Source organism: Streptomyces collinus, assembly GCF_031348265.1.
Classification (GTDB): Bacteria; Actinomycetota; Actinomycetes; order Streptomycetales; family Streptomycetaceae; genus Streptomyces; species Streptomyces collinus.
The window spans coordinates 810979-823597 of record NZ_CP133771.1; the positions used below are offsets into that span (position 1 = coordinate 810979).

10 protein-coding genes and 2 pseudogenes are annotated in these 12619 nt (G+C 69.2%); 3 read left to right on the forward strand and 9 right to left on the reverse strand.

What is annotated here, in order from left to right:
- Positions 1-44: 44 nt before the first annotated feature.
- From RFN52_RS03650 to RFN52_RS40295, 4 genes are all read right to left on the reverse strand, one after another.
- On the reverse strand, positions 45-1343 hold the full coding sequence (locus RFN52_RS03650) for an MFS transporter (RefSeq protein ID WP_184842208.1): 1299 nt from the start codon (positions 1341-1343) through the stop codon (positions 45-47).
- A complete protein-coding gene (locus RFN52_RS03655) occupies positions 1340-2467 on the reverse strand; it encodes a PLP-dependent cysteine synthase family protein (protein WP_184842211.1) in 1128 nt (375 codons plus the stop codon). Before RFN52_RS03655 ends, RFN52_RS03650 begins: the two co-directional genes overlap by 4 nt.
- Before the next feature lie 1257 nt (positions 2468-3724).
- Entirely contained in the window at positions 3725-3934 is a 210-nt protein-coding gene (locus tag RFN52_RS40290; protein ID WP_508162248.1) for a DUF8832 domain-containing protein, read from the reverse strand.
- Entirely contained in the window at positions 3931-4290 is a 360-nt protein-coding gene (locus tag RFN52_RS40295; RefSeq protein ID WP_508162252.1) for a DUF8832 domain-containing protein, read from the reverse strand. The genes RFN52_RS40290 and RFN52_RS40295 overlap by 4 nt, the downstream gene beginning before the upstream one ends.
- Positions 4291-4535: 245 nt before the next feature.
- Between RFN52_RS40295 and RFN52_RS03665 the strand changes: the two genes are divergently transcribed.
- Complete coding sequence (locus tag RFN52_RS03665) at positions 4536-5129, forward strand: MFS transporter (protein ID WP_311240884.1); 594 nt, start codon at positions 4536-4538, stop codon at positions 5127-5129.
- Between the two features lie 247 nt (positions 5130-5376).
- Here RFN52_RS03665 and RFN52_RS03670 read toward each other — a convergent pair whose 3' ends face one another.
- The 3 genes and pseudogenes from RFN52_RS03670 to RFN52_RS03680 all read right to left on the reverse strand — a co-directional run bounded on the left by RFN52_RS03670 (position 5377) and on the right by RFN52_RS03680 (position 7054).
- Positions 5377-6126, reverse strand: coding sequence for an FAD-dependent monooxygenase (locus RFN52_RS03670; RefSeq protein ID WP_311240885.1), 750 nt, complete (start codon positions 6124-6126; stop codon positions 5377-5379).
- Between the two features lie 13 nt (positions 6127-6139).
- Positions 6140-6349 (reverse strand): annotated as a pseudogene (locus RFN52_RS03675) (four-helix bundle copper-binding protein); the annotation flags it as partial.
- A 177-nt stretch (positions 6350-6526) separates the two neighbouring features.
- Positions 6527-7054: a DUF4396 domain-containing protein gene (locus RFN52_RS03680; protein ID WP_184842214.1), complete on the reverse strand. Its 528-nt coding sequence runs from the start codon at positions 7052-7054 to the stop codon at positions 6527-6529.
- A 188-nt stretch (positions 7055-7242) separates the two neighbouring features.
- On the opposite strand from RFN52_RS03680, the pseudogene RFN52_RS03685 reads away from it, so the two are divergent.
- Positions 7243-7993, forward strand: a pseudogene (locus tag RFN52_RS03685) (helix-turn-helix transcriptional regulator); the annotation flags it as partial.
- 277 nt (positions 7994-8270) lie between these two features.
- On the opposite strand, the gene RFN52_RS03690 reads toward RFN52_RS03685, so the two are convergent.
- The gene (locus RFN52_RS03690; protein ID WP_184842217.1) at positions 8271-9230 is read right to left on the reverse strand and encodes a DUF8832 domain-containing protein; all 960 of its coding nucleotides are present in this window, start codon (positions 9228-9230) and stop codon (positions 8271-8273) included.
- Positions 9231-9703: 473 nt separating this feature from the next.
- Positions 9704-10438 (reverse strand): hypothetical protein, encoded by a 735-nt coding sequence (locus RFN52_RS03695; protein WP_184842220.1) that lies wholly within the window; start codon positions 10436-10438, stop codon positions 9704-9706.
- A gap of 782 nt (positions 10439-11220) precedes the next feature.
- Here RFN52_RS03695 and RFN52_RS03700 point away from each other — a divergent pair.
- Complete coding sequence (locus RFN52_RS03700) at positions 11221-12609, forward strand: MFS transporter (RefSeq protein WP_184842223.1); 1389 nt, start codon at positions 11221-11223, stop codon at positions 12607-12609.
- The last annotated feature ends 10 nt before the right edge of the window (positions 12610-12619 follow it).

Below are 12619 nucleotides of genomic sequence, written 5' to 3' on the forward strand. Positions count from 1 at the left end.
GGCACCGTGTGGTGCCCCACCCCTGGGGCCGGAGGGTTGGTGGGTCAGACGGTCGCGGCGAGCGGCTCGGAGGCCGGCGGCGCCAGTCGGCCGGTGCGGTGCAGGCCGTACAGGGCGGCCGCGCAGGCCAGGCCGAGCGCGCACAGCGTGATCCAGGGCAGCGCGGGCAACCCGGCCGCGCGGGCGGCGTCGAGCGCGGCGCCCGTGCCGAGGTTTCCGACGGTGATGCCGATGCCGCAGATCGTGTTGTACAGCCCGTAGTGGGTGGCGACGAGGCGGTCACCGGAGAGGCGGACGATGGTGTCCATCTCGAACGGGTAGGCGATCATCGTGCCGATGGCCAGCAGCAGCGCGGCGAGCGTCGGCGGAACCGCCGCGAGCAGCCACAATCCGACCCCTGACTCCGGTACCGGCACGGCGGTGGCGAGCAGCAGGGGCACGAAGGCCAGCCCCAACGCTGCCAGTCCGCGCACGAGTGCCTGTCCTGGCTCGTACCGCGCCTTGCACCACGCCGTCACTCGCGTCTGACCGAGGATCGTGGTCAGCCCGGAGACGGCGAAGAGCATCGCCACGGCAGCCGTGCCGGACTCCCCGTCGCCGCCGAGCCGGCGCACCTCCAGCGGCAATGCCAGGTAGACCTGGAAGGACAGGACGTAGGAACCGATCATGGCGATGGAGAAGAGCAGGAACGGCCGGTTGGCGAGGATGCCGCGCCACTGGGCGAGCACACCCTGGCCGGCGTGAGCGTCCCGCTGCTTGGCGTCCTGTGACCTCCTGGCGGGCAGCGCGCGGATCTGTACGACGCTCAGCAGGGCGAAGATCCCGGCGGAGACCAGGCAGGTGATGCGGAAGTCCACGCCGGTCAGCACCATGCCGGCCAGCGGGCCGAGCAGGATGCCTGCCTGGTAGAACACGTTGAACAGGGCGAACGCCTCGACCCTGCGCTCCCCCGCGTCGGCCGCGAGGTACGCCCGCACGGCCGGGTTGAACAGCGCACCGGCCAGCCCGGTGGCCGCGGAGGCGGCGAGCAGGGCGGGCAGGGAGTCGACGAGTCCGAGCGTCGCGAAGCCGAGGGTGCGCAGCACGCACCCGGCGACGATCATCGGCTTGTAGCCGAGCCGGTCGGCGAGCGTGCCCCCGACCAGGAACATGCCCTGCTGGCTGAAGTTCCGTACGCCGAGGACGAGTCCCACGATCCAGCCGGCCAGCCCGAGCGTTCCGGAGAGGTGGGCGGCCAGATAGGGCATCAACATGTAGAAGCCGAGATTGATGGTGAACTGGTTCACCATCAACAGCTGGACGCTGCCTTCGTACGAACGGACCTGGGTGAGCAGCCCCTTCACCGGTCCTCCTCCGAAGCGTCGGCCTCGACATCCGATCCGCCCTGGGCGCCTTGCAGGGTGAGGGGATCGACGACCGTGGTGCACCGGGTCCAGCGGGTGACCTCCTTCTCGTCCAGGCGGCCGAGCAGCTCCGGTTCGGGTGACGGTGGCGACTCCAGCAGGCCGTGGGCGGCGCAGTAGTCGTCGTCGTAGACCGTCCCCAGGTAACGCTGCGGACCGTCGGGGAAGATCGCGACGATCCGTGCGTCCGCCGGCATCGTCCGGGCCAGCCAGCCGGCCACCAGCGCGACCGCGCCCACGCTCCAGCCACCGGTGGCGTAGTGGGAGGCGGCCAGTTGGCGGCACGTCCACACGGCCTCGTGCGGGGCGACCCAGTGCACCTCGGAGAAGTTCTCGTAGGCGACGTTGCGGGGGTAGATGCTGGAGCCGAGGCCGCGCATCAGCCGGGGCCGGGCGGGCTGGCCGAAAATCGTGGAGCCGATGGTGTCCACGCCGACGACGGTCAGCTCGGGGTAGAGCTGGCGCAGGACGCGGGAGACTCCGGCCGAGTGGCCGCCGGTGCCGACGCTGCACACCAGCACGTCGATGTGGCCCATCTCGGAGGCGAGTTCTAGAGCCAGCGGTGTGTAGGCGGCGACGTTGTCGGGGTTGCTGTACTGGTCCGGGCACCAGGAGCCGGGGTGCTGCGCCAACAGCCGCTGCACGCGCTCGCGGCGGGCCTGCTGCCAGCCGCCCGTGGGATGAGGCTCGGAGACGACGTTGACCTGGGAGCCGTACGCGGTCAGCAGCCGGGTCATGGACAACTCCAGCCCCGGATCGGTGACCAGGGTGACCGGATGGCCGTACACCATCCCGGCCAGGGCCAGCCCCAGGCCCAGGGTGCCGCTGGTGGACTCGATGATCCGTCCGCCGGGCCGCAGGTCGCCACGGGCACGGGCCCGCTCCACCATGTGCAGCCCGGGACGGTCCTTGATGCCGCCGGGGTTGAAGCCTTCGAGCTTCGCCCAGAAGCCACGCCCGGTCGGGGCCAGCGGCTCCGACACTCGCAGCAGCGGGGTGTTGCCCACCAGCCCGGACAGGGCGGACCGGCCGGAGGAGGTCGCGGCCTTGGTCAATGACTGCATGTCTGTGTGTTCACTCTCGCTCGATGAATACCTGTGCGGTTCATCTCGCGCGTCCTGGTCATGGGCGGACGAGGCGTCCGTGCTCAGGCCATGGGCACGCGGCAGCCGTGAAGTCGGTCGGCTGCAAGCAAGTGGTCTAGATCCGCCACCGCGACGTGCGAGCGAGCGCCGCGCGGCCGGTGCGTGCGCTCCGACGTCTACGGCGGTCGCGCCCTAGGAGGGGTTTCCCGGCCACCACGGACACGGCAAGGAGTACGACGGCCATCGCGCCGAGGGCTCGTTCCTCGGCCGGCTGGGCCGCGGTGCGCACGATCACGTCCGCCGCACACTCCTCGGCCCCGTGGGGAGCGTGGGGGCCGTGAGGGTCCTTGTCCGCTGCCGTCGCGGAGAATGCGGCGGACACGGACACCGACTCGTGCGTCTCCTCAGATACGCCATGCAGGACGGCGCAGAGCACGAGCGCCATCACGAGGGCGCCGCGGATCGCCGAGACGAATCGGCGGGACGACGGTGAGCCGCATGGGGTCCGTAGGGCGTGCAAGGGCGTACGGGAATGGGTCGACACAGGTCCTCCGCGCTGCTGCCACGTCTCCGGCAAGCACGGAGTGAGGCGCAGACATGGGTGGGGGCAGGACGGCTTCGACGAACGGGGACGACCCATCATGAGTACGGGGCAGGACGCTCGTCGCGCGTTACCAGCCGAACCGGTGACATCCGGCAGGCCGGTTGGAGGAACTGCGTACCTCTAGACCTGCCGCACCACGGAGGCTGCTCTGAGAGCCACGGGAGACTCACCGTCCATGGGCCCACCAGCGGTCGGCCCTCGAACGGTTGAGGCGTCGTAGGAACTGGTCGATTCGCGAACCGACGCTGCAAAGCAGGGCGATACCAGGGCAGAAGCCTGCTGAGGCTGTCCGGATACGCAGTGCTCGCCAGGATGTGACGGCCCATGGCTCCCATGGTGATCGTCGGCATCCGCGGCGGACAGCGTCGGCACGAGGCCTGCATCGCGAACGCCGCCGTCCGACGGTGCGGTGAAGGCCGTTGCGCTTGGGGAGAGGTGTCCCTTGACACTATCCACGTGCACGCCGTGCGTCACGAGGACGCCGAACAGGAGCACGGCCATGGCCAGTACGCGCAGCAGCGGACCCGCACCAGAGCGGGTCCTGACGATGCGCCAGGGCGACCAAGCCGTAACCATGCCGTGATCCTAGCGGCTCTCTGGAAGTGATCGACCACCCGTGCCGAAACACTGGGTTAACTTGTCAGATGAATGGCTTGTTTGCTGCGGGGAGTGCTCAGGCGACCTGATCCGGCCGCCGTGGCGAGGTCGCCGGACCGCAGGGCGACGAGGTGGCCGTATGCACCCAGGCAAGGCTGAAGGTTGCGGACCGGCTTGCCATCCTTCGTCACCGTCAGCGTCAGGTCACTGGCCCTGCCAGGGGTCGCGTCGCCGTCGAGTTTCACCTCTTACTCGTCCATCCTCGCCATCGTGTTGCGCCCGGGTAGTGCTGCGGGCTCGTAGGACCGGACGTCGCGAGGTCCGCGCCGAGAGTGAGCGCGTCTCCGCCCTTGGGCTTGAAGTCTGCAAAGACGCGGTGGCCGCCGGCCTTGGGCAGGTCCACCGGGGTGGACCAAGTGCCGTCTGCCGCGCGGGCGGGGTGTAGGTGCCGGTAGCCAGTGAGGTCGCGTGAGGCGAGGATCAGGTGGAGTTCCTTGCCGTGTTCGCGCTGGTTCGCGGTGACGTTTCGGCCTGTCCCGTCTTGTGCGACGGCGAAGCGCAGGTCGGTCTTCTTTCCGGCTTCGAGTCGCGGGGTCTTCAGGTCGAGCCTGTAGCCGCCCCGTCAGATCTGGAGGCCTCCCGGCGTCATGGCCTCATGATCGCCACCCTTCTCCTCATGCCCGGCCTTCGCATGACCCTCGGATCCCGTGTGTGCCGTTTCCCAGGTTCGGGTGAGATCGCGTCGACCGCGCCCTGGGTCTGTCCACCATCTTCGTCCGCGAGACTCGCGAGCACGCCCGCGCCGAGGCCGCCCAGCACCCCGCACAGCCGGGTTCGGAAGCCGAATTGACCACCGGCCAGATCGCCCGCCTCACCAGCCTCCGCGACAAGGCCCTGTCCGCAGCCAGCCAGGCCGGAATGGTCAACAACCTCAACGACGCCCTCGCCTGGGGCATCTTCCCCCTGCTCTTCGCCGCCCACGGCCTGTCCATCGCCCAGATCGGCGTCCTCGCAGCCCTCTACCCCGCCGTGTGGGGCGCGGGCCAGATGCTCACCGGCTCGTGGTCCGACCACATCGGACGCAAACACCTCATCACCGCGGGCATGCTGCTGCAGGCAGCTGCCATCGCTCTCGTCGCCGCCTCCACCACCTTCTCCTTGTGGGCCACCGCCCAGATCCTTCTTGGCATCGGCACCGCGCTGGTCTACCCGACCCTGCTCGCCGTGATCGGCGACGTCGCCCACCCCGCCTGGCGCGCCCGAGCCGTGGGCGTCTACCGCCTGTGGCGGGACGGCGGCTTCGCCGTGGGCGCGCTGGTCGCCGGAGTCCTTGCCGACGCCTACAGCCTCACCACCGCCATCTGGACTGTCGCCGCCCTCACCGCCGCCTCCGGCATCGTCGTCGCGATCCGCATGTACGAGACCCATCCGCGCGCCTGACCACCTTCTGGAGGTTGCCGTGCCAGAGCCCCGGCTCAACCCCGTGGGCATCGTCGTCGCCGACATGGCGGCGGCCCGCGCCTTCTACGCCCGGCTCGGCCTCGACTCCAAGAGCGACAAGCACATGCCCGCCCATGCCTCATGCGCCCCACTCAAGGGCCTGCGCGCCGTACGAATCAACACTGTTGTACGGGCAGCCAACGCTCGATGTAAGCGCGCAGCCCTTCGAGGTGTGCACCGCGCGCGACTAGCCGAGGTAGCCGTCAGGGCGTACGAGCCCCTGGGCCGCGTCCGGCCACGGGCTCTCCCCGCCCAGCCGGTGCACGCTGATCAGGTCGTCCCGTCCGCGCAAGACTGAGGCGAAGCGTTCGTCGGGCCAAAGCGCGGGCGGCCCGGATAGAAGCAGGTGCCAGCCCGGCCCCGAACTCCGCGCCTGAAGCCCGCGCGGAATGTCGGGGAGCCGGTCGCCCGCTCGCGGCCCCTTCCTCGGTGGCCGCGAGCCCGCGGTGGAGGCGGGGCTTCGTCGGTAGTGGATGCCCAGCTCAGAGACCGTACGGAACACCCGCCCACGAGGTCCTGTCGCGCGTAGCGCCAACGGGGTCAGGCGCGGGGCGAGTCGAGTGCAGGCCAGGCGGATGAGCGGGTTGCGGCTGGTGCCGATGGTGAAGGCGCGGTCAGTGAAGCGCAGCACGCTGCGGCCGACCGGGGCGCACTCGATCTCGTACGTCTCCAGCAGCCCCTCCGGTGCCCTGCCCCGGCACACGAGGGCGGGCTTCCAGCCCAGGTTGAGGGCGTCCTGGATGCCGGTGTTCATGCCCTGGGCGCCGACCGGGCTGTGGATATGGGCCGCGTCGCCGGCGAGGAGGCAGGGGCCCGAGCGGTAGTGGGCGGCGCCGCGGTTGTGGAGCCGGAAGTCGGTCATCCAGACCGGGTCCCGCAGGACCAACCGGTCGGGGGTGTACTCGTCGGTGATCTTCTGCAGAAGCCCGAGCCTCACCTCTGCTGCACCGACGGGACAGGACGGACGCCGTGGCGTTGCAGATGTCGGCGCAGTCCATGTCGGTGCGGATGCATTTGGTGTGATCGCCGACCATGCCCTCGGACAGGCAGGCGTCGGCGCATGCCGTACATGCCTGGGCGCAGGCGAAGCATTCTTCGATGCAGCGGGTGAGCTTCTCGCGGCCGACGTCGCCGAGATCGGCCGGGTACGTGGCGAGCATGTCCTTGACGTGGCCGTCAGGGATCGTCTCCTCTGTCTGCCGCAGGCCGGCGGGCGGGGCGGCCTAATTCTTCGACTTGCGGCGCTGCACTCTCCGGATAGCCATCAGGAGGCGTGACAAACGCGCCTGGGGCGCCCCCCTCAGGGGGCACCCCAGGCGCGCGCCGGCTCGGGCAGGTCAGTGGTAGGCGTGGACGACGGCGTGGCCCTTGCCGCGGCCGATCATCCACTTGTTGACCGGGGTGGTGATCAGGAAGGCGACACCGAATCCGCCCAGCAGGGCGGACCAGAACAGCCCGTCGGACAGATGGGCATCCATCGCGCCCGGGGTGAGAGCGATGATCGCGTTGTCGACGAATTCCATCACGGCGATGGAGACGGTGTCGGCGGCGAGCGCGACCTTGATCGCGGACCTGAGGTCCAAGCCGGCCCGGAGGACCGCGAACAGGGTGAAGGAGTAGCCGAAGAGGAATGCGAGTGTGATCGCCAAGACCATGGTGGGCACGTTGCCCCACAGCAGGGCGGTACCGATCACCATGCCGAGGATCTCGCCGATGGCGCAGCCGGTCAGGCAGTGCAGCGTCGCCTTTGCCGCCGTCCCCCAGGACGCCCCTGCGTGCCCGCCGTGGTGCGCCGCCTGATCAGCGGGAGCGTGGTGGGCGGCGTGATCGTGCTCCGTGCCGGCGTGATGAGCGCTGTGGTCCATGACCTTTCATCCCCAATCCCGTCCAGTGTGGCCCGTTCCCGGGGGCCTCACACCAGAAACCATATACCCCCCGGGGGTATGTCTCAAGTGGCGGGCGGCGGAGCATCGGTCAGCGCGGGACCCGGGACTCTCACATCCCAAGACGGAGAGGCCGCGTAGCCGGTCCGCGGGCGCCACCGGCTTGGCCAGTGGGAGCGGAGCACGCTGCCCCACTGGGGCGGGCGCTGTTCGGCGCCCGCCCCTGCTTTCCTTTGTCGTCTGGGGAGTGGATCCCCCCGCACAGCCACCCACAGCACCAGCTGGCCTGGACTCGACGCGGTGTGCTCGGCGTCGCCGTCGACGACGCCTATCGGGTTCTGCCGCCCACCCGGGCACTGTGGCTGCCCGCGGGGGTCGTCCACCGAACCGGTGCGACCCGCGATGCGGTGCTGTGCAGTCTCTACCTCGAACCGGACCGGTGCGGTCTGGACTGGACGGAACCCACTCCGGTCAGCGTCGACAGGCTGCTGGCCCACCTGATCGCCTACCTCAACCCCAGGACCTCGCCGACGACGTGCGACTGCGGGCCGAGGCAGTCGAACTGGATCTGCTGCACCCTCTGCCGACTAGGCCCATCGATGTGCCGCATCCCGTCGACGAACGCGTACGCGCCGTGGCCGACGCCCTGCTTGCCGATCCCGCGGAGCCTGGAGGCGCACGCACGGGCCGTCGGAGTGAGCCGACGCACTCTGACACGGCTGTTCGTCCACGACACGGGCATGAGCTTCAACCGCTGGCGCACCCATATGCGGCTGCGGGCCGCCCTGCCCCTCCTGGCCGAAGGCATCCGTCTCCCGGGTCGCACACGCCGTGGGTTACGCGACACCAAGCGCGTTTCTCGTGGCATTCCGCCGTACCGTCGGCACCTCCCCGGGGCACTACTTCAACGGGGACGCCGCGCTTGAGGCGTCTGCTACGGGCGCGCCAGCGGAAGTCGAGGAGGAGGCGAGGCCGTGCCACGGCGAAGGCCAGAAGGGAGCGCAGTTTGAGTCGTCGCGCTCACCGCAATGAGTCGGCCTCCCGGTCACGGATGCCGGCACCCCGGCATGGCCGTCGAGGCTGATTACCTGCGGTCGCTTCACGGAAGACCTTCTCCGTGCGGTAGCCGTCTACTGAGGCGTCCACCAGCGGCAGTGGGTAGGTGTCGGCGGTACGCGATGATCATGGTGACCGTGGGTCAGTGCTGGTGATCACCGCTGTCCGACCCGCCAGCGGGCCCCGACGGCTCTTCGCCGCTCTCCGCAGCGTGGACGGTGAAGGCCACGGTGCGCACGGTGTCCTTGTGCTGGAAGTCCAGGAAGAGGCGGTATGCCCCGGCGCTGGGGGCGGTCGCGGTGAAGGAAATGTCCGGGCCGGGCCTGGTGGTGCCGTCGCCGGGCGTGCCGTGGGGGTGGACGTGCAGGTAGGCCAGGTCGCCGGAGCGCAGCGCCACGAGGTGGCCGTAGGCGCCGAGATAAGGCTGCAGGTCGGTGACGGGACGGGCCTGTTTGGAGACCGTCAGCGTCAGCTCCTGGGCAGAGCCGGGGCGCAGTCGGCCGTCGAGGGTGACGGTGTAGTCGTCGACTTCGGCGGTCCGGGACGGTGCGGGCAGGGCTTTGGGCTGGTAGGTGCCGGAGGCCGCAAGGTCGGCTCCGAGGGTGAGGTTCTTGCTGCCCTCGGCAGCCGGGGTGAAGTCGGCAAAGGCCCGGTAGTCGCCTGCGTCGGGCAGCGTGATGGGTGCGCTCCACGTGCCGTCCGCAGCGCGGGTGGGGTGCAGGTGCTGGTAGGAGGACAGGTCGCGGGAGGCGACGATGAGGTGCAGCTGCTTGCCGTGCTCTGTGCGGTAGGCAGTGACAGGCCGGCCTTCCTTGTCGCGGATGGCGAAGCGCAGCTCAGCGCGTCGGTCGGCTTCCAGGTGGGGGGTCTTCAGCTCAAGGGTGTAGCCGCCGTCGGATGATTGCAGCCCGCCGGCTGGAGGCGCTTCATGGGCGCTGGCCTGGTGACCGTCCGCATGCCCTTCCGACGGCTTGCGGGTGGGATGGCCGGCAGGGTCGACCATAGCCGCGACCGGCCCGATGACGGTGCCCAGGGCGTAAGCGGCGCCGACTACGACGGCGAAGGAGGCGGCGAACGTGGTGACCTTCGTTGCGGTGTTCATGGCATCTCCTGGGATGCGTCCCTAGTTGGCAGTGTGGTGTGCGGCGACGGCTGTGTCGCGCCGACGGCTTCCCTGCCCATCGCTGGGTGACCGATCGCCGTGGCGCGGGGGATCGGTTCGGCTTCAGCGCGGAGTTCACCGCGATCGGAATGGCGAGGGCCGCCTGGTGCCGGTGGCAGACGGCCTCGGGGTGAGTCGTGTGTGGAATCCTCCGGCTGCCCAGGCCGGCCTACGCACCCGTAGACTCGTTCTGCGGCTGTTTTACGGGCTGACTGGCCAGTGGTGAAGGACCCTTGCGCATCAGCAGCAGGGTGATGAGTCCGCCGGAGGCTGCCGGTGTCGTCGTCATGGCGTTCTGGCTTCGAGCAGAAAGAGACCCGGTCGCCCAAGTCGGCCGGATCTCCGCAGTGCCGACGGGGCAGCGATTCATCGATGGAGACGAGGCACGGCGACCGCTGGCGCGCGTGTTTCGCTCAGCTGTGGTGCCGGCCGCGCACGCGCACTCCAGTGACGAGCACTCCGATGGCGAAGACCAGGACGAGGATGAAAATGGCGATGCCGAGGACGTCCTGAAGCCCACTGGCCAGGCCGCTGTAGCCCACGTCGACGCCGAAGATCAAAGAGCACACCCCTGCCACAAGCGCCGTCCACCCCAGCCAGCCAGGAACCCGGCGACCAACGAGAATCGCAGCCCCGAAGAGCGCGAGGGTCAGGCCAAGCATGATGCGGAAGTAGCTCTGGAATCCCCATTCCAGCCAGCGCACGGTCTCAGCGTTGGCAAAGCGGATCTCCTTCTCAGTGCCCGACGCGCCGACCCATGAGTCGACGGCCTGCTTCAGCCCCACGCCATCCAGTCCCTGCAGAACAGCCCAGATTGCGGCAGTCGCAACAGCTGCCGCTGCCGCGAGCTGCGCAACCAGGGGAGGCCCGTCGGCACCGCGCAGGACGCGGTACAGCACGAGCAGGCCACTCAGCGTCACCAGGACGCCGATGAACTGGCCCAGATGAACCGCGATCCAGGCGCCGCTCTCTGCGTACTCAGTGAAGATCGCCGGATGGTCGTCTTCCTCCCCTGAAGGATGAAGTGCGGCGGTCAAGATGACATTGAGAAGGAAGCCCCCGACCATGAGCCCGCCGGCGATCGTCAACCTGCGGCGTCGCGAGTCGGCTGTGTCCGCCCCTTCGCCACTATGCACATCCGGACTCATGAGCAGTCCCACTCCTCTCGATGTCACAGACCGACGTACCTGAGGATCACCAGATGCAGCCGCTGTCTCAGGACACGCAGCGCCGCTTCACCCGAACGAGGTCTACTCTCGACCGATTGCGCCAGTGACGGGGCAGCTCGGCTCGCACCGGACGAGCGGCCCAGTCGGAGGACCGGATTCTGTGATCTCGCGAAGTTCACCGAGCAGCGCTCATCACCACGAACACTTTCGAACCAAGATCCGGACATACCCGGACCAGCCGTCCGCGGCTTGTGGCCCCCGTCAACATCCTTTCCCAGCGGTCGATTCGGCGCCCCCCCGGCAAGCACACTCCCGGCAGGCAGCCCTCAGTGGAGAGTGCAGGAGTCGCCATTCGCGTCGCCCCGTGCGGTCTACCAACGGACCTGGTCGCAGGCTGGGACGCCCGCCGCATCACAAGTCCAAGTTGCGGACCATGCGCAGGCCAACATCTCGTTCACCGCAGAGCCGATCTTCATGCCCCCCCCAGGTCTCAGCTCCCTGTCAAACCATGTGACTGTCGCTACCGAACCAGCACGGGAGTAAGCACGCCAGCATCAAATCCCCCCAATTTACGCAACATGGACTCTGTCTGATCAGCCGCCGATGAAGCCCTCAGGACGGCCCTTGAAGCACTGGCATGGGGGCGACACGCACACCCCGCCCGCGAACTATGTAGTCCCACCACATGTGCCCCTGACCTGCATCTTCCTACCGTGTGCCGACACGTACCCGTCCCCACCGCACACGAGGAAGTGGCGCCCATGGCCTCCGCACCCACCGCTCCCCCACCCCAGGGCAACCTCAAGCGCATCGTCGCCGCGTCCCTCATCGGCACCACCATCGAGTGGTACGACTTCTTCCTCTACGGCTCCGCCGCAGCGCTCGTGTTCAACAAGCTGTTCTTCCCGGACTCCGACCCGCTCGTCGGCACTCTCCTGTCGTTCCTGACGTACGCCGTCGGGTTCGCAGCCCGGCCGCTGGGCGCGCTGGTGTTCGGGCACTACGGCGACCGGCTCGGGCGCAAGAAGCTCCTGGTGCTGAGTCTGTTGCTGATGGGCGGGGCCACGTTCGCCATCGGGCTGCTGCCGACGCACGCCACCATCGGGTCGGCCGCGCCGGTGCTGCTCACCGTGCTCCGGCTGGTCCAGGGTTTCGCGCTCGGCGGTGAGTGGGGCGGTGCCGTGCTGCTGGTGTCGGAACACGGCGACGCGCGGCGGCGTGGGTTCTGGGCGTCGTGGCCGCAGACCGGCGCGCCGGCGGGACAGCTCCTGGCCACCGGTGTGCTGTCGCTGCTCACGGCCCTGCTGTCGGACGCAGCGTTCGGCAGCTGGGGCTGGCGGATCCCGTTCCTGCTCTCCGGGGTGCTGGTGATCGTCGGTTTGTGGATTCGTCTGTCTGTCGATGAATCGCCGGTCTTCAAGCAGGCGTTGGCGCAGGCCGAGGCCCGCAAGGCGGACGTGGCCGCGGAGGCCGAGAAGACGCCGCTCGTCTCCGTGCTGCGGCACCACTGGCGTGACGTCCTGGTCGCCATGGGCGCGCGCATGGCGGAGAACATCAGCTACTACGTCATCACGGCGTTCATCCTCGTCTACGCCACCACCTCGGCCGGTGTCTCCAAGCAGACCGCGCTCAACGCGGTGCTGATCGCCTCGGCCGTGCACTTCGCCGTCATCCCCGGGTGGGGCGCGCTGTCCGACCGGATCGGCCGCCGGCCCGTGTATCTGATGGGTGCGGTCGGTGTCGGGCTGTGGATGTTCCCCTTCTTCGCGCTGATCGACACCGGCGGCTTCGGCAACCTGATCCTCGCCGTGACCGTCGGGCTGGTCCTGCACGGGGCGATGTACGCGCCCCAGGCCGCGTTCTTCTCCGAGATGTTCGCGACGCGCATGCGCTACTCCGGTGCCTCGATCGGTGCGCAGTTCGCCTCGGTCGCGGCGGGTGCGCCCGCCCCGCTGATCGCCACCGCGCTGCTGTCCGACTACGGCAGCTCCACGCCGATCTCCCTGTACGTCATCGCCGCCGCCGTGCTCACGGTCGTCGCAGTGGCGGCGGCCAAGGAAACGCGCCACCGGGACCTGGCCGACGTCGCTCCTCCCTCAGGCCAGGGAGCAGAGCGGACGGCCGCCGCCCCGGAGGACGCCCGCGCCTGATCGGCCCGGG